The sequence below is a fragment of the Micromonospora sp. RTBAU3-60 genome (genome assembly GCF_054963695.1).
Map to the genome: position 1 here is coordinate 17069 of NZ_JBUEGB010000025.1, position 16082 is coordinate 33150.

The following is a 16082-nucleotide window of genomic DNA, read 5'->3' on the forward strand; positions in this document are numbered from 1 at the left end:
ACGCGGGTGCCGACGTAGTGGCTCGGCGGCCGGAGCGCGGTGACGCGACCGGCCACCCAGCCGCACGTCCGCCCGATCGATCTCCTCTGCCCACTTCTTCAGGTCATTCCGTGCCGAACCGATGGTGCGCCGTCCTTCTCAAGATCCTGTCGCTTCTTCGGTCGGTGGATTGCGTCGTCGGGTTGGTGTTGTGTCCGTTGGGAGTTGGTCCGGGCTGCTGATCCTTGTGCCGCTCGGAGGAATCGGGTTCCCCAGTCTTGGAGGTGGTCGGTGAATTCCGGTGGGCTGAGCACCTCGAATTCAGCGCCGATATTGCCCAGTGCTTGAGTGGGCCAGTCCAGGCTGGTGGATACCATGGTGAGACGGCAGTGTTGGCTGTCGATGGGTTCGATCGTGCCCCATTGCCCGGCGACCCGGCGGACGTGTTCGGCGGATGCGTGGACCAGGGCCTGCACGGTGTGTGCTGGAGGGACGCCGGTGGAGGTGCGCACGAACTGGGCGGCGTCGCCGGCGGGAAGGGGACGTGGCCGGAACCTCGTTCCGGTGCTACGTGGGTCGGTCAGTCGGTCGAGGCGGAAGCTGCGCCAGTCGTGTCGGGTCAGGTCGTAGGCGGCCAGGTACCAGCGGCCGCCGAGCGCGACCAGGCGGTGCGGTTCGACTTCTCGTTCGGTGTCGGGGCCGCCGCGTGCGGTGTAGCGGAATCGCAGCCGTTCCTCGTCCCGACAGGCTTGGGCGATCACCGTGAGCACTTCGGCGGGCACGACCGGTCTCGCGGCCGTGGGCGAGATGGTCATCGCGCGTAACGCGTTGACCTGGGCACGGAGGCGCGGCGGGAGAACCTGTACCACTTTGGTCAGCGCGCGCACCGCCGCGTCTTCGATTCCGGCGATTCCGCTCTGGGTGGCGTTGCCCATGCCGACCGCCAGCGCGACGCCTTCCTCGTCGTCGAGCAGCAGCGGCGGCAGGACCGCACCGGGCGCCAACTGGTAACCGCCGTCGGTGCCTCGGGAGGCGTGCACCGGGTAGCCGAGTTCCCGTAGCCGGTCAACATCGCGGCGCAGGGTGCGTTCCGAGATTCCCAGGCGGTCGGCCAGATCGGTGCCGGACCAGTGGCGGTGAGTCTGCAGCAACGACAGCAGCCGCAGCGTTCGGGAACTGGTGTTGGCCATGTCGCGATCCTCGCACGGCTTCCGGTCAAAAAGTGACCGGAAGCCGGTCTAGGGTCATTCACATGATCACTCGCGAGATACAGCTGACCACCCAGATCGCCGGCGCACCCCGCCGGGAGCACTTCACCGTCGTCGAGACCGAGATCGACGGCGAGGTCGTCGTCCGCACCGACTACCTGGGGCTTGCCGCCACATACCTCGAGCTCATGCGCTCCGACTGCCAGCTGCCAATCCCGGCCTGGCAGCCGGGCCAGCGCATCGGCGTCATGGCCATCGGCACGGTGCTGCGGTCGGCCAGCCCGGATCTGCGAGAGGGCGACCTGGTCCAGTCGATGAGCGGCTGGAGTACGCATTCCGCCGGGCCGGCCGCCTCGTATGTCAAGCTGGACCGCGACGCGTACCCGGATCCGAGCTACCACCTCGGCCAGGGACCGACCGCCTACTACGGCATGGCAGACGTGGCCAAGGTCGGCCCTGGCGATGTCGTGTTCGTCTCCGGCGCGGCCGGCGGCGTCGGCTCCCTGGCCGCCCAGATCGCCCGCAATCTGGGCGCCTCGAAGGTCATCGGCAGCGCGGGCAGCCAAGCCAAGGCGGATTACCTGGTCCGCGAGCTCGGTATCGACGCCGCATTCGACTACCACCAGGATCCGGTCGCAGCACTGAAGGAACTGGCACCCGAGGGAATCACGGTCTTCTTCGACACCGTCGGCGGCACGCTCTACGAGGCCGCGCTCGAGGTCGCCGTGCCGGAAGCGCGGTTCGCGTTGTGCGGATCGCTGTCCACCCAACTGGGTGCGGCGGCCCAGCGATTCCCCGAACCCGACCAGGCTGCCGCCGCAGCCAAGGGGATCGAGCTGCTGCCATTCTCCTGCTACCACACGCCCCACCAGATCGCCGCATGGCACACCCACTTCAAAGCGTGGCTCGACCAGGAAAGGTTCGTCTTCCCGCAGACGGTCGTCGAGGCCGGCATCGACGCCGTGCACGATGCCTTCCTGTCGCTGTTGCGAGGCGGCTACCGCGGCAACGTTTCGGTGCGGCTGCCATGACGCCGCTGTCGCGTCGCGCCCTCAACCGGGCACTGCTGCAGCGCCAATTCCTCCTGGAACGCACCGACCAGGCGCCGCTTGACGTGATCCGGCGTCTGGTCGCCCTGCAGGCACAGGAACCGAACTGGCCCTACGTCGGGCTGTGGAGCCGGATCCGCGGGTTCACCCACGCCGACCTGACCACCCTGTTGACCGACGGGCAGGTCGTGCGCTCCGGTCTCCTGCGCAGCACCCAGCACATCGCCGCAGCCGACGATTTCCGTCGGCTGCGGCCTCTGCTGCAACCCGTCCTCGACCGCACCGCGAACTCGCCGTACTTCCGGCGCAACAGAAACCGGCTACCTGTCGAGGCGCTGATGGCCGACGGACGTGCGCTGCTGGACGCCGGACCGTTCGCCCGTAAAGAACTCGCCCAACGCCTCGCCGCCCGCCACCCGGGCCGCGACGGCCGGATCCTCGCCGGCGAATTCGAACTACGCACCCCGCTCATCCACGATCCCACCACCGCGTCCTGGGGCAGCTGGGGCAATCGATCTTCCATCACCGTCACCGCCCTTGCGGCCGACGCTATCGAACCCGCGGCGATCCAGGAGCTGATCCGCCGCTACCTCGCCGCCTTCGGACCCGCCACGGTGGCCGACGTCCAGGCATGGAGCGGGCTGACCCGGCTCAACCAAGTCGTCGAGGACATGAGCATCGAACTACGCCACTACACCGGATCCGACGGACAGACCCTGCTCGACCTGCCCGACACGCAGCTACCCGACCCGCACATCCCAGCGCCCGTGCGACTGCTACCCGCGTACGACAACGCCCTGCTGGGCCACGCCGACCGCACCCGCATCATCAGCGACGAAGACCGCAAGCAGGTCATGCCTGGCCGGGCCCTGGTACGCCCCACCATTCTCATCGATGGCTTCGCCCGTGGGACCTGGTCGTTCACCGGAGACGACATACGACTCGTACCATTTCGGCCTCTCACGGCCACCGAACGGCAAGCCGTCAACGACGAAGCGAACCGGATGCTGCCCTTCCTCAAGCACCGACGAGCGTCATAGCCCGCGCCCGATCAGCCGACGCCCGCGAGCCATGATCCAGTGCGCACATCTGGTAACCGCGGATCGAGTGCGCCAGCCGAGTTCACCGGTGCCACCGACCGGCAGGGCGGCGAGCGTGAGGAAATCCCGACGAGCGCGCGTTGGCTGGATGGGCATTCGGGTGCGTCGCTGCCCGCTGCCGGACGTCGCCATCGTGGGAGCGGACCGGACCGGAGAGGTCGCCTCGTGTGAGGGCGGCGGCCACGACGCGTTCGGCTCTCCTTCTACGCATCCGCAGGATCGACGCGGTCACGCCTATCTCGGCGGCCAAGTGCTCGATCAGTGCGTCGCCGAACCGGGTCGCGCTGATCAGCTCGGCGGCTTCGGCGGTGATCAGGCCGGCGGCGGCCGCCCGGCCGAGCAGCAGGTCCGGGTGCCCGTAGGGCATCCTCGGCGAGCGTGAACCGCTGGACAGTTCCAGCGGCAGTTCCTCGCCATCGTCGGCCTTGATGACTGCGGTGCCTGCGCGCCATGCCGCCCAGCACAGCCGCAGCCACAGGCGGGGTGGGGCGAGGTCCGCCGTGCGCAGGGCCTGGAGGAACCCGGCCAGGACTTCGGAGTCCACGTCGTCGGCGTGCCGGGCATGGCCGCGGCTGATTTTTGCCGCGAGGTGTGTCAGCGCGGGCAGGGCCACGCCGATCGCGCCGACGACCCAGGCTGGTCCGCGTTCGCGGGCGTGGTGGGCCAGTTGCCGCCACAGCTCGTCGGTGGTGTCGCTGTCGTAGCGCTCGCACACCAGCAGTGTGCGTAGCTCGTCCAGCGGCATCGCCGTGTCCGGCAGACCGGGCACGGGACGCGCGTTGAACACCAGCGGCGCGGGTTCGCAGGTCAGCAGCTCGAATGCCTTCTCGGCAGTGGTCAGGGCCGTGTCGGCCGTCCTCGCTCGGGTGGTCGTTGGCATGGTGATGTCTCCCTTCGAGGGAGCGCTTCGCGATGTGCGATGGCTCCGAGACCTCGATTGGGACAGCTCGACCTGACACCACGAGCGTTTGTCAGACCGGGACAGGTCGTGCCCGGTGGTGTCAGGTTCGCCGGTGCGCCGACTGCCCGCGCCCGCCGACGTGGCTGTCAGGCGCCGGGGTTGACTGGTTCTGTCAGGTCGGGGCGGGTTCGGTGGGCCTGTCAGCGGCGTACTGGGGACCGTCAGTACGTCCGCCGGTCCGGGGGCCACCGTGCCTATGACCGATAGAAACCATCACCGCGCACCCGTTCCCGTGGGGGACGTGGTGCCCGGCGACCCGCCCGTGCCCATCACCGTCTGGCCGGTGCCCGCCCCGCAGCCGGGCGAGACCATGTCCACCGCGATGGGTTTCCGACTCGTCTACAACCTCACCCACCCGTCCGACCTGATCATCGATCTGACCGAGGGGCCGCAGCTCGCCGGCGCCATCCTCGCCGCCCACCGCTATGGCGACCTGGAGGCGGCGCGTTCGATGGGCTGGGGGAGCGAGGCGGCGATGCTGATCGTCACCGGCTGGCCACTCGCCCCCGACGCCGGCGCACCAGTCGAGTTCTTCGCTCGGGGTCGGGCGAAGCTCCTGCCCGGCGGCTGCCTGGCGGTGCTGCTGGCGCACAGCGACCCGGTCCTTCCGGGCGACGTCGTCATCGCGGCCAAGCAGGCAGGTCTGTCCTACCTGCAGCACATCGTGGCGGCCGACCAGCCACCCACGCGCGGACAGCGGACACAGCTGGACATCCACACCGATGTCTTGGTTTTTGCCCGGGCGACGGTTCCCGAGGGTTCAGGGAAACTGATGGGTTCTCGACGTGAACCCAAGGGTTCGTCTGTGCAGTCACGCTATCGCGGATCCGGGGGTTCGCGGTGAACCTGGCTGAGGGTCTGGCGACTCTGTTGCGTCAGGAAGGTGGTCACCGCCCGGCGGAAGTCGTGCGGATTCTCGACCCACGGCAAGTGACCGGAGCCGGCGAGGCTCACGCGTTGGCAGTTGGTCAGCGCTTGGTGCAGCGAGTCGACGGCCCAGCGGGGGCGGATGTCCTCGGTGCCGTCGATGATCAGCACGGGCAGGTCGAGCGCTCGGCACTGCACGGCCATTTCGGGGTCGCTGAGTTCTTGCTTGACCTCGGCGTTGATGGCCTGGTTGCAGTCGTAGTTGATGCCCAGCCATGGGGTGGCCATGCGTTGGGCGTGCCGCAGTGCGGTGCCGTGGTCGGCGAAGTCGGCCGACCACTGCAGGACCGCCCGTTCGTGGTCCTCTGCGGGGGTGCGGGTGCGGGCGCCGAGTGCCTCCCACCGGTCCAGATGATGCCCGAGCCGCAGCCTCAGATTCCGCTTGTAGTGCGGGTGCCAGCCGCGCTCGGGGTCGATGCCGGTCCCGGACACGTAGATCAGATGGCTAACCCGTTCGGGGTGTTCGATGGTGTACCGCAACGCCAGGTGCGCACCCCACGAGTGGCCCAGCAGGGCCATTCGCGGTCCGGCCAGTTGGTCGCGTACCGCGTCGAGGTCGGCGACGAAGCGGGCGACGCTGTATGGTCCGCGCCGCTGCGAGCGTCCACAGCCGCGCTGGTCCCATCGGATGGTGCGGGCGCGATCGTCGAGCAGCCGGGCGACCGGGTCGAGGTAGTCCCACAGGCCCGGGCCGCCGTGACAGAGCACCAGCGGCGGCCCGGTGCCGGACTGTTCGGCCCACAGGTGGCAGTTGTCGTCGCTGCGCACGTCCAGGTTCATGGGCGACAGTATGGCGGCTTGTGTGGGGCCGTTTTGCTGAGCGAGACGGCCGGGTCAGTTGCTGGTTGGCTGTGCGTGCCGGCCGGCGTGGGCCACCGGATCGTCGGTCTGCTCGGTTGGCGTGCTCAGCAGTTGTCGCGCCGCGGCCGCGTAGCGGATCGCGGTGCTCTCGCAGATGCCGAAGACCTTGGCCAGGTGCAGCGGGTCGGCGCCGCTGACGAGGGCTTCGTCGAGGTGACGGTCGATGCGCAGCCGTTCGAGGGGCGCCGGCAGCCCGCGCAGGATTCGGTTGAGCCAGGGGTAGCTGACTGGGCCGAGCCGCACAACGCTCTCTTTGCTGATCAGCAAGTGCGGGTCGGCGGTGTTGGGCCAACGGCGGCGCCGGTAGTCGTCGGTCAACGCGGCGTGGGTGAGGTCGTCGAGAGAGCGGGTGTGGCCAGCGACGGTGAGCCGCTGGTTGGCGAGGTCCACGTCGGACAACTGCATGGTGATGATGTCGCCGTGTCGGGCGGCGTGGACGGCGGCCAAGGCGACCGCGACGCCGATGTGTGGCGCTGCGGCCGCCAACCACGGGTTATCCAGCGCCGGACGGGTGCGCAAGTCGACACGGCGCCGATAGTCACGAGGCCGGGGGTCGAACAGCGGCGGCTGGATCCAGGTGACGACGGGCCGGCCCACCGCTGGCGACAGCGGATCGGGCGGGCCTGCGGCGCGGCGCTGCCGGCGTGCCTGGCCGACCAGGTCGCGGGGTGCAGGCATCTCGGCAAGAAACAGTTGGTGATGGCGGACCCGGCGGGCGTAGGGCAACAGCACGACGTGGGTGCCGGGCCGGCCGTCCAGCGGGACTCGCGGGATGTCCCCCAGTCGGGAGGCGACGGCGATGCCTGAGCCGATGCCGATCACGTCCGTGTGGCTGACCTGCCAGCAACCGGCTCGCGACCAGCGACGCGGCCGCTACGTACGGGAGTCGTCCACGCACCCGGGCAAGATGCTGCCCCACCTCGCCGCGCACGCCATCGCCGCCTACACCGCGCCAGGGGATCTGGTGCTCGACCCGATGTGCGGGTCGGGCACCACCCTCGTCGAGGCCATGCACCTCGGGCGGCACGCGCTCGGCGTGGACATCGAACCGCGGTTCACCACCTTGGCGGCCGCGAACGTCGCCCTCGCCGCGTCTCAGGGTGCCACCGGCATGGCCACGGTCATCACCGGCGACGCGACCCGGCTGCTCGATCTCGCCCCCGCGTCCGCAGTCGGCGAGGTCGGACTCGTGCTCACCTCACCGCCGTACGGGCGGTCCACCCACGGACTTGTCCGCATGACCGGTACCGGAGTGAGGAAGCGGGCCCACCTGTACGGCGACCGCGCGCGCGGCAACCTCGCCTACGCCGGGTGGTCCGGTCTGCTCGACGGGTTCGCCGCGATCCTGTCCGCCAGCTACCGGCTGCTGCGCCCCGGCGGCACGGTGGTCATCACCTGCCGGCCGGTACGCCGCAGCCCGGACGACTTCATCGACCTGCCCGGTGAGCTCCTGACGGTCGCGCGGCAGGTCGGGCTGATACCGGTGCAGCGGTGCGCGGCGATGCTCGCCGCCGTCCGCGACGGCCAGATCGTGCACCGCGCCTCGATGTTCGGGCTTATGGCGGTACGCAAGTCCAGGGCCGAGGGCCTCCCTGTGCACCTCGTCGCGCATGAGGATGTCCTGGTCCTGCGGCGTGGCCGAACTCCCGCATCACGCCCGCCGACGGCTGACAGCAGGTGAGCTGGGCTGTCAGGTTCTGCCAGACGGCCGGACCTGACAGCCCCAGCTCCACCGGCAGCGACGCGGTTAGCCTGAGGGCTCTTCTCCTTTTCTATGTGCTGATCTGACACGTCCGCGACGGCATCGCGCCCACCCTCCCGGTCGGCCGCCGTCCGCCAGCCTCAGACCCTCAGCACTCATCACCCGCCCCTCGCCTCAGCTGCGACCGGGGCAGGACACCACCATCCCTGCAGGCGGCCACCACCCGATGGCCGACTTCCTTCGAGTCCCAAGGAGGACCGATGCTTTGTCCCGCCTGGTATCTGACAGGCGGTGATCCCCTCGCCGACCACAACGCAACCCCGCCCGATCTCCTCAGCAGTGTCACCCCAGTCGTCGGCGGAGACAGCGGCTCCGGCCGAGCCCACGACCTGGCCACGTTTCGGCTCGCGTCGTGCGCCGGGCTGGTCACCGGCATCCACTCGGCTGCCGCCGGCAATCGGGCGGCACAGCAGCAGAAGGCCGTTGAATGCTGACCGGCCGCCGCTTCCTGCTCGCCTTCATGCCGGAGCAGGCTGCCTACGCCGAGACGGTGGGCGCGATCTGCCGGGCGGTGTGGAACACCGCGTTGGAGCAGCGCCGTGAGTACCGCCGACGCGGAGCCTGGATCAACTACAGCGAACAGGCCCGGCAGATGGCCGAGGCGAAGAAGGACCCGGACTGCGGGTGGCTGGCCGACGCCCCGTCGCACACGTTACAGCAGACCCTGCGCGACCTGGAACGCGCGTGCAAAACGCACGGGACGTGGAAGGTGCGGTGGCGGTCCAAGACACGCACCGCGCCGTCGTTCCGGTTCCCCGACCCAGAGCAGATCGCTGTGCGGCGGCTGAGCCGGCGGTGGGGTGAGGTGCGGCTGCCGAAGTTCGGGCCGGTGCGTTTTCGGTGGACCCGTCCGCTCGGCGGTGTCATCCGCAACGCCACAGTCTCCCGCGACGGTGGCCGCTGGTACATCTCGTTCTGTGTCGAGGACGGCGTTGCCGAGGCCGCGCCGAACGGTAAACCGCCGATCGGCGTCGACCGGGGTGTGGCCGTCGCGGTGGCCACATCTGACGGTGGTCTGGATGATCGGGCTTTCGTCACCCGGGGCGAGGCGGTCCGGCTGAAGCGGTTGCAGCAGCGCCTGTCTCGGTCACTACGGGTTCATGGCCGTAACCGCGGGTCGAAGCGCCGCGACAAGGTACGCGCTGAGATCGGCCGGCTCAACGCCCGCATACGGCATCGGCGGGTCGACTTTGCCGCGCAGGAAGCCGTGCGGCTCGTGCGTGGCCATGGGCTGGTCGCCGTCGAGCGCCTGCGGATCAAGGACATGACCGCCAGCGCACGGGGCACTGTCGAACAGCCCGGCCGGAATGTGAAGGCCAAGGCCGGCCTAAATCGAGCCATCCTGTCCAAGGGTTGGGGCGGGTTCCTGCTCAAGCTGGAACATGCCGCCCGCTACCACGGTGCGAAGATCGAGAAGGTCAACCCCGCGTACACGTCGCAGACCTGCAACGCCTGCAAGCATGTCGCACCGGAATCCCGCAAGAGCCAAGCGGTCTTCCGGTGCGTTGCCTGCGGGCACCAGGACCACGCCGACGTGAACGCGGCCAAGAACATACTCGCCGCCGGGCTGGCGGTAACAGGGCGTGGAGACCTCGGGGCTACCCGGTCCGCGAAGCGCCAACCATCCGCAAGGCTCACGGCGTGAACACGCCTCGGCCACGGGAATCCCTCCGCCTGCAGGTGTGGGGAGGAAGTCAACTGCCGGTCCGGCTGCGAAGACGCCCTCGCCACATGGGGGCTTGAACCGCTGCCGCAACGATGGACCATCTCCTCCGAAGGCTGGCGGATTCCGGGGCGCCACGAGTACGAGATCTGGCTGCGCGGCCACACCGCCTCAGCCGGCGCTACCGCAGCCACCGAAGCCCTCGTCCGCGCCGACCTGACCCGGGCGCTCGCCCGCATCGACCACCACCCAATCACAGTGACCACCAGCCTCGAGGGTGTCGGTATCGACCTGTACCTGGACCTCGACGGCGACTGAACACCTCAGGCGCGCCGATCCGGTGATCGGTGCGCCTGTTCCCGCAGGGGCCGCGTCGCGCTGCGCCCAGCCGACGCGGACAGGCGCGGCGCCTACCCGCTCGCCTGCGGCCAATTGTCGACCTCAACCAGCAGTGGAGATCATCATGTCGTTTCCAGACAACAAGCTGACCGTGCGATCCCCAGCCGACCTGGTAACCGCGGTGCCGTACCTCCTCGGTTTCCGGCCCAGCGACGGCAGCCTCGTCGTTCTTGCCAGCAGGGACCGCCGCGTCGTCTTCGCCGCCCGGGCCGACCTGCCCGCCCCCGGCGCCCCCGCAAGTCACCTGTTCGACCTCGCCGCCAACCTGGTCCCGGTCGTGCGGCGGCAGCAGCCGATCACTCACATCATGCTCATCGGCTACGGCGACCCCGACCACGTCGACCCGGCACTAGGCAGCGTCGGCGACGCGTTCACCGCCAGCGGCATGACCATCCGGCAACTGCTACGCGTCAGCGGCACCCGGGTCTACAACCTCACCTGCGACAACCCCGACTGCTGCCCACCCCAAGGAACCCCGCTCGACCCGACCTCACTCGTCGCCGTGCAAGCCACCGCCGCCGGGCTGGTCGCGCTACCGGACCGGGCCGCCGTGGCCGCCCGGTTCGCACCCGTCGACGGCGCCGCCCGTGACGACATACGCCGCGCAACCCGGGAGGCGATCGCCCGCCTGAAGGCGGTGAGCGCCGCCGGCAACGCCGCCGTGGACGAGGCCGGCCCGCAAGCAGTCCGCGACGCGCTGCGACAGCACGACGGCGGCAGGCGCCTCACCGACGACGAGGTCGCCTGGCTCACCGTGCTCCTGAAGCGGCCATCGGTGCGGGACCTTGCCGCGGACCTCACGCAGCCGCACGACCGGCACGTCACGTTCTGGGCCGACGTCACCCGCCGCGCCCATGAACCGCTTGTGCCGGCACCGGCCACCCTGCTCGCGCTCACCGCGTGGCGCTGCGGTGACGGCGCCCTGGCCGCCATGGCAGCGCACCGTGCCCTGCAGGTGGATCCCGCGTACCAGCTCGCCGACCTGCTGCTGCAGTCGCTGCACGCCGGACTCCCGCCATCGGTGTTCGAGCAGGCAATCGCCGGGACCCGAACCAACCCCTCAACCCGGTAGCCGAAAACCCCTCAACAACAGGAGAACCCAGTGGATCCCACTCGCAGCATGCTGCTCGCCCTCGCCAGACTCGCCGAAGAAGCCCGGCTGCGCTGGAACGCCGAACGCGCCGCCGTGCGGGCTCGCGGCGAAACACCGACCCGCAGCGAGGCATACGCCTACCACGTACAGGCGAACCTGTGCCTGATCACGGCGATCGGCGCGGCGGACCTTCCGGCGAACTTCCGCATCTACGACCTCACGCTGTCCCGCGACCCGCTTGCCGCGGCCGAGCAGCTGCGTCAGGTCGCCGTCGCCCATGACCACAGCGGCGCGATCGAAGCCGCACACGAGGCAGCACGCCTGGCCTACAAGTCGGCGTTCGCGCAGCCGGTCACCGTGCAGGAACAGCAGTACGTCGACTTGCTCGCCGGCCTTCCCGCCGCGCGACGCGACAAGATCGTCGACCTGGCCGAGCAACGCGCCCGCCAGCCCGAGGCATGAGAACCGGTCCTCCGGCGTTCGCGCCGGCCCTCATCAGGAGCCTCGCCGCGCAGGACCCACTCGGCGCACCTCATGTCGGCCGGCTCGGCCGTTCACTCCTATGGAAGGAAACGATGAGCATCTACACCCTCACACCTAGACCCGGCTTCGAGCGCTACACCGTCCAGGTCGGCTGGAACCCGCACCGCACCTTCTTCGCGACCGTCGTCGACTTCGCCTGGGACCCGGTCACCGACCCCGACAACAAACCCGACACGATTCGGATTGGCCTGGTCGAGACGATTCTCGACCCGACCGAGGTGCTCCTGGCCGTCGAACCCTACGCCGTCATTCCGGGGGACCTGGCCGCCACACTCCGCGCGGACCAAGCCGCGCACCCGGTGCGCTAACACGAACAGCCGAGGCCCGCCGTCGCACCGACGCCCAAGAGGCCGAATCGCACTCTCCGGCAGCATCTTCCGATTCACCGGCCGTCGCCCGGCCATCTGGCGCGAATCCCGCGCATAAGCCGCCTCCTGGACCAGCGGCCACGTACCGACGAGCCGTACCGGCCCGCCTACCGGCCGGGCGAATCCAGCGCCGGGCGGTACCCCGCCGAAGCAGGCGCCACTTGGAGGATCGACGGCTCCACACCGCCGGCGCATCCCCTGATTGAGCCACGCCAACGCTGCCTCCCCATGGAGGCAGCCACAGCAGTGCCGCGAAGCGAGCGGCACTAACACGAAGAACGGCCCGCCACAAGGCGGGCCGTCGTCGCATCTGGACCCGGGACGCCTCGCCTAGGAAACGTATGCGTCCCGGGTTCTCCAACGAGATGGAGGACCCCAGTGTCCCTGCAACTGATCATGATCGCCACCGCCTTGGTGGCGTTCACCCTCGGCGGCCTCACCATGTGGCCATTCATCCGCCGACTCCGCAACCACCTCACCGAGGCCATCTGGCAGCTGGAACACGACCCGGTCACCGGCATGCTCAACCGCGCCGGCCTGGCCGCCGCGCACGCCACCCTCGCCCAGGCCGACAACGCTGGGCCCATCATCGTCGTCCTGATCGACCTCGACGACTTCAAACCCGTCAACGACACCCATGGCCACGACAGGGGAGACGACGTCCTGGTCGCGATTGGTGACCGTATCGCCGACGTCGCCGCCCTTCACGGCGGCACCGCCGGGCGGCTCTCCGGCGACGAGTACGCCGCACTGCTGCCCGTCCGCACCCACGACCTGGACCGCATCGCCGACACCTTCGTCGCCCTGATCTCCCAGCCCGTCAAACTCACCGCGGACGGCAAACCCGTCACGGTCACCGTCACCGCCAGCGTCGGCCTGGCACTCGCCGACGCTACAGACCCGTTCGAAGAGGTGGCCCTCCGCCGTGCCGACATCGCGATGTATCACGCCAAACACCGCGGCCGGAACCGCCACGCCGTCTACGAGCCGGGTATGGCGATGCCGGCCGCCGACAGCCGTCGAGGGCCTCGCCTCCGCGACCGCCAACTGAACGACGAGGCGATGGCATGACGGCCGCACGCGAGGAGATGGCCTGCCAGATCTGCCTGGCTCCACTGAACACCTTCGGTACGCCGCCCACCTACGTGCACCCGATCCAACTCGCCACCGACGGACACGAGCCAGCGCCCGTCCCGGTCAGCCAGCTCGACACCGTGCACCGCACCTGCGACTTCTGCGGGGACTCCCGTCCGGCGTGGACGCTCGTCGGCGGCGAAGTCGCCGCCATCGCCATCGGCGAAGCCGGGGGACTGGTGCAAAACTTCGGCGATGCATGGGCGGCGTGCGCGACGTGCCAGACCTACATCGACGACGGCAGAAACGACAAGGTCATCGACCGGGCAGTGCAGACGCTCGGCCTCGGGAACCATCCAGAGGCGCGAGAACGCATCCAGCAACTGCACCTGGCGTTCCTGAACGCCCGGGTCCCCGGACGAACGCTCATCACCACGACCGCCTGGCCTGCCACCGCCATCACCGCACGGGAGCTGCCGAAGGTACGCGACCGGCTCGCCCGCTTCTACCGAGGCGGCGATCACCTCCCACTCGCGCTGGCGGACACCGACGCACGTCAACAGATCGCCGCCGGCCTGGACCGATCACGCCTGTTCTGGATCGACAGCGACTTCACCGACCTGGCCGAGTACGCCGCAGAGAAACTTCCCGACGTCACCCTCAGCCGCGACCTCATGCCCTCGACCGACGGACTGGTCGTATGGTCGCGACCGGTGACGACTCGGCAGATCGCCGCCGCCTCCTGGACCACCACCAGCGGTGGCTGGCAACTCGTCACCTACCGCACCATTGGCGGAGGCCTGGGCGGCACACCGCTCCAGCGGCTACGTGAACAGGTCGGTTGGCTCGCGCCGATGAGCGCCGTCGAGGTACACGAGCGGCAGGTGCTGCCCGGCGAAAATCCAGTGGCAGGTCTCATCGCAACCTGGCTGCTGGTCGTACAGCAGGCCGCCGAGATAACAACAGCAGGAGTCGACAAGGCCACCACCAAGTCCTACGTCCGCAACAACCGGCGCGCGCCCGAGGTTCGGATCGTGAGTATCCGTGCCAAGACCAGCACCAGGGCCACACCGCCCAATGCACCATCAGGGTTGAACGACCCAGGAGCCCTTCAAGCCAGCCGGTTCTGGGTATCCGGCCACTGGCGCAACCAGCCGTACGGACCCGGTCGAGCCCTGCGCCGCCTCGTCTACATCAACCCCTTCCTCAGAGGCCCCGGCGACGCGCCGATCAGACTCAGCACCACCGTACGCATGCTCAGCAGTCACAAGCCGACGTCTGCGGACCAGGACTAGCGTTCGGTGATCAGGTCGTGGCAGGGCCTCGTCCCCTGCCACGACCGATAAGCCGGGTGCCCTTCTGACGTCTGTAGCTGTCGATGAGCCAACGATGGCTGAGGCTGACCTCTTGCTTTGCACCGAAGAGGTCACTGGTTCGATCCCAGTATCGCCCACGCAGGTCAAAGGCCACTTCCCTGGCTCGGGAGGTGGCCTTTCTGCTTCCGTACGGCAGCTTTGTACAGCAGCCCCGTCATCGCGCGAGGGATTCGCCGAGGCGCTTGACGATCGGGGCGGAGCAGCGCGCACGCCGGTGAACCATGACGGACCGAGAGTCCAGGGTACGACGTGAGAAGGAGCAGGCTGGCCTAGGTTGATCTTTGCCCTAGGGGTCAAGAAGTCGCCGGGTTGACATCCGTAGGAGCATCGGGATGGATATGTCTCCTCGGGGTGGATGCCGTTCTCTCCTATGATTCGCTCATGCCCTCCGATCTGATGGACATTGCTTCACGAAAGCTTCGACGCGCATACACGCTTGCCGGTTCGCTAGGAAACGACGTCGCACAATGGCAGGGAAATAACGTTGCCATTGGTGTCGAGGTCGACGATGCAACGAAGACCCTGTCCTTTCGGTTGGTCCGACTGCCACAGATACCCGACGAGTGGACAGACCAGGTTGCCGACATCATGCAGAACGCTCGGAACTCGCTGGATCATGTAGCCTACGCTCTGGCCCATGTTGCCAATTGCTACATGCCTCTCGATGAAGGCGATGCGCGAAAGATCCAGTTTCCTTGGGCTAAGTCTGCAAGTTCCTTCATGGGGTCAGCCAAAAGTATTAGCAAATACTTCCGTCCTGAGGACTGGCGACGCATCGAGCAATTGCAGATCCACAATGCGGCCGACTCGGCGGTTTGGGGTGAAAGCCACGCGTTCCCGTTCCCCCACGGTGTCCCGCTCTTCCTTGGGATGTTATTCAGGCTTGCCAACATAGATAAGCATCGCAATCCTCTGCCTTTGAGGCTCGGAGTGGTGGAAACGTCTGGTCCTCCGGTTGAAGTCGAGGGCTGCCGGACATCGGGTGGCAGTATTCATGACCCCTTAATCGAAGGGGAGGTCTTCGCGAAGTGGCGATTCGAAGGTTCTCCACCGACCAGGGCTGAACCGCAACTACTGCAACGCTATTTGCCAATCAATCTCATGCTGCCACAAACCTATTTCAGTTGGCCGGAAGCGCTGGAAGGTCTCGCTTTTCCAGTGCTTGACTTGCGAAGGCTGTTAGAGGGCTGCTTGTTGGCGGCCGAAACAGTGCTCTATATCTTTGAGCCGGCACTTAGGCAAGGAGATGCACCACGGCCCGTACTGACGGCGGCAACCGAACGGGGCTGGATTTGACGACGAGAGTAAGGGCCACCAGAGCCTTCCCGATTGATAGATGTAGCTATGAGACTACGCTGTGTCACTGTCGCCAGGTCGGCGCGCAATGCGAAGGGAGCCGGTGGTGGGCTGGAAGCAGTGGCTGATCGCAGTGGGTCTGATCCTCTTCGTCGGATGGGGCGTCACTTTCTGGATCATGCAGCGTCGCGCAGGTAGTCACAAGCTCCACTACTCGGATGGCTGCACCAAGCCCCTTGTTGAGAAGGCATTTCGCGCTGACGGGTCTCGCAAGAACATCCTTCCTCGGCCGGGGGACGGGGAGGTTGACGACCTGGAGCACCTCCTCGAACACCGGAAAGAGCGTGGGTGACCAACGCGGAACCTGGTAGGTCGATGGCACGAGCCAAGCCAGCCGGGCAACGAATCCGTTTTTGCGGATGT

The 16082-nt window shown here is 68.1% G+C and carries 17 protein-coding genes; 12 read left to right on the forward strand and 5 right to left on the reverse strand.

Features of this window, described 5'->3' with window-relative positions; all coding sequences use genetic code 11:
- Positions 1 to 98 precede the first annotated feature (98 nt).
- Positions 99 to 1169 (reverse strand): helix-turn-helix transcriptional regulator, encoded by a 1071-nt coding sequence (locus ACY34I_RS23165; RefSeq protein ID WP_462757158.1) that lies wholly within the window; start codon positions 1167 to 1169, stop codon positions 99 to 101.
- A gap of 32 nt (positions 1170 to 1201) precedes the next feature.
- Between ACY34I_RS23165 and ACY34I_RS23170 the strand changes: the two genes are divergently transcribed.
- Together ACY34I_RS23170 and ACY34I_RS23175 are read left to right on the forward strand one after the other, a co-directional pair.
- Positions 1202 to 2218, forward strand: coding sequence for a zinc-binding dehydrogenase (locus tag ACY34I_RS23170; protein ID WP_462757159.1), 1017 nt, complete (start codon positions 1202 to 1204; stop codon positions 2216 to 2218).
- Positions 2215 to 3276, forward strand: coding sequence for a winged helix DNA-binding domain-containing protein (locus tag ACY34I_RS23175; protein ID WP_462757160.1), 1062 nt, complete (start codon positions 2215 to 2217; stop codon positions 3274 to 3276). The genes ACY34I_RS23170 and ACY34I_RS23175 overlap by 4 nt, the downstream gene beginning before the upstream one ends.
- An 82-nt stretch (positions 3277 to 3358) precedes the next feature.
- Here the strand turns inward: ACY34I_RS23175 and ACY34I_RS23180 are convergent, their stop codons facing one another.
- Positions 3359 to 4216, reverse strand: a complete 858-nt coding sequence (locus ACY34I_RS23180; RefSeq protein WP_462757161.1) for a hypothetical protein — start codon at positions 4214 to 4216, stop codon at positions 3359 to 3361.
- Positions 4217 to 4538: 322 nt separating this feature from the next.
- Between ACY34I_RS23180 and ACY34I_RS23185 the strand changes: the two genes are divergently transcribed.
- Entirely contained in the window at positions 4539 to 5141 is a 603-nt protein-coding gene (locus ACY34I_RS23185; RefSeq protein ID WP_462757162.1) for a hypothetical protein, read from the forward strand.
- Here the strand turns inward: ACY34I_RS23185 and ACY34I_RS23190 are convergent.
- Positions 5114 to 6004 carry an alpha/beta fold hydrolase gene (locus ACY34I_RS23190; protein WP_462757163.1) on the reverse strand — a complete coding sequence of 297 codons (891 nt, stop codon included), beginning with the start codon at positions 6002 to 6004 and terminating at the stop codon, positions 5114 to 5116. The two genes, ACY34I_RS23185 and ACY34I_RS23190, sit on opposite strands and share 28 nt — an antisense overlap.
- A 54-nt stretch (positions 6005 to 6058) precedes the next feature.
- Positions 6059 to 6907 carry a hypothetical protein gene (locus ACY34I_RS23195; protein WP_462757164.1) on the reverse strand — a complete coding sequence of 283 codons (849 nt, stop codon included), beginning with the start codon at positions 6905 to 6907 and terminating at the stop codon, positions 6059 to 6061.
- Between ACY34I_RS23195 and ACY34I_RS23200 the strand changes: the two genes are divergently transcribed.
- Positions 6897 to 7766 (forward strand): TRM11 family SAM-dependent methyltransferase, encoded by an 870-nt coding sequence (locus ACY34I_RS23200; RefSeq protein ID WP_462757165.1) that lies wholly within the window; start codon positions 6897 to 6899, stop codon positions 7764 to 7766. The genes ACY34I_RS23195 and ACY34I_RS23200 overlap by 11 nt on opposite strands.
- Before the next feature lie 508 nt (positions 7767 to 8274).
- On the forward strand, positions 8275 to 9492 hold the full coding sequence (locus tag ACY34I_RS23205; protein ID WP_462757166.1) for an RNA-guided endonuclease InsQ/TnpB family protein: 1218 nt from the start codon (positions 8275 to 8277) through the stop codon (positions 9490 to 9492).
- Positions 9493 to 9681: 189 nt separating this feature from the next.
- On the opposite strand, the gene ACY34I_RS23210 is transcribed toward ACY34I_RS23205, so the two are convergent.
- Positions 9682 to 9942 (reverse strand): hypothetical protein, encoded by a 261-nt coding sequence (locus ACY34I_RS23210; protein ID WP_462757167.1) that lies wholly within the window; start codon positions 9940 to 9942, stop codon positions 9682 to 9684.
- Positions 9943 to 9973: 31 nt separating this feature from the next.
- Between ACY34I_RS23210 and ACY34I_RS23215 the strand changes: the two genes are divergently transcribed.
- From ACY34I_RS23215 to ACY34I_RS23245, 7 genes are all read left to right on the forward strand, one after another.
- Complete coding sequence (locus ACY34I_RS23215) at positions 9974 to 10981, forward strand: DUF4192 domain-containing protein (RefSeq protein ID WP_462757168.1); 1008 nt, start codon at positions 9974 to 9976, stop codon at positions 10979 to 10981.
- A gap of 48 nt (positions 10982 to 11029) precedes the next feature.
- Positions 11030 to 11464 carry a hypothetical protein gene (locus tag ACY34I_RS23220; protein WP_462757169.1) on the forward strand — a complete coding sequence of 145 codons (435 nt, stop codon included), beginning with the start codon at positions 11030 to 11032 and terminating at the stop codon, positions 11462 to 11464.
- Between the two features lie 113 nt (positions 11465 to 11577).
- On the forward strand, positions 11578 to 11853 hold the full coding sequence (locus tag ACY34I_RS23225; protein WP_462757170.1) for a hypothetical protein: 276 nt from the start codon (positions 11578 to 11580) through the stop codon (positions 11851 to 11853).
- 438 nt (positions 11854 to 12291) lie between these two features.
- Positions 12292 to 12984, forward strand: a complete 693-nt coding sequence (locus ACY34I_RS23230; protein WP_462757171.1) for a GGDEF domain-containing protein — start codon at positions 12292 to 12294, stop codon at positions 12982 to 12984.
- 143 nt (positions 12985 to 13127) lie between these two features.
- Positions 13128 to 14282: a hypothetical protein gene (locus tag ACY34I_RS23235; RefSeq protein WP_462757172.1), complete on the forward strand. Its 1155-nt coding sequence runs from the start codon at positions 13128 to 13130 to the stop codon at positions 14280 to 14282.
- 462 nt (positions 14283 to 14744) lie between these two features.
- Entirely contained in the window at positions 14745 to 15659 is a 915-nt protein-coding gene (locus ACY34I_RS23240) for a hypothetical protein (protein ID WP_462757173.1), read from the forward strand.
- Positions 15660 to 15765: 106 nt separating this feature from the next.
- Positions 15766 to 16011: a hypothetical protein gene (locus ACY34I_RS23245; protein WP_462757174.1), complete on the forward strand. Its 246-nt coding sequence runs from the start codon at positions 15766 to 15768 to the stop codon at positions 16009 to 16011.
- The last annotated feature ends 71 nt before the right edge of the window (positions 16012 to 16082 follow it).

Bases quoted from the DNA above. Each gene is read 5' to 3' on its own strand.
- ACY34I_RS23165 (WP_462757158.1), bottom strand. From the start codon at position 1,169: ATGGCCAACACCAGTTCCCGAACGCTGCGGCTGCTGTCGTTGCTGCAG.
- ACY34I_RS23175 (WP_462757160.1), top strand. From the start codon at position 2,215: ATGACGCCGCTGTCGCGTCGCGCCCTCAACCGGGCACTGCTGCAGCGC.
- ACY34I_RS23180 (WP_462757161.1), bottom strand. From the start codon at position 4,216: ATGCCAACGACCACCCGAGCGAGGACGGCCGACACGGCCCTGACCACT.
- ACY34I_RS23190 (WP_462757163.1), bottom strand. From the start codon at position 6,004: ATGAACCTGGACGTGCGCAGCGACGACAACTGCCACCTGTGGGCCGAA.
- ACY34I_RS23200 (WP_462757165.1), top strand. From the start codon at position 6,897: ATGCCGATCACGTCCGTGTGGCTGACCTGCCAGCAACCGGCTCGCGAC.
- ACY34I_RS23205 (WP_462757166.1), top strand. From the start codon at position 8,275: ATGCTGACCGGCCGCCGCTTCCTGCTCGCCTTCATGCCGGAGCAGGCT.
- ACY34I_RS23215 (WP_462757168.1), top strand. From the start codon at position 9,974: ATGTCGTTTCCAGACAACAAGCTGACCGTGCGATCCCCAGCCGACCTG.
- ACY34I_RS23220 (WP_462757169.1), top strand. From the start codon at position 11,030: ATGCTGCTCGCCCTCGCCAGACTCGCCGAAGAAGCCCGGCTGCGCTGG.
- ACY34I_RS23225 (WP_462757170.1), top strand. From the start codon at position 11,578: ATGAGCATCTACACCCTCACACCTAGACCCGGCTTCGAGCGCTACACC.
- ACY34I_RS23240 (WP_462757173.1), top strand. From the start codon at position 14,745: ATGCCCTCCGATCTGATGGACATTGCTTCACGAAAGCTTCGACGCGCA.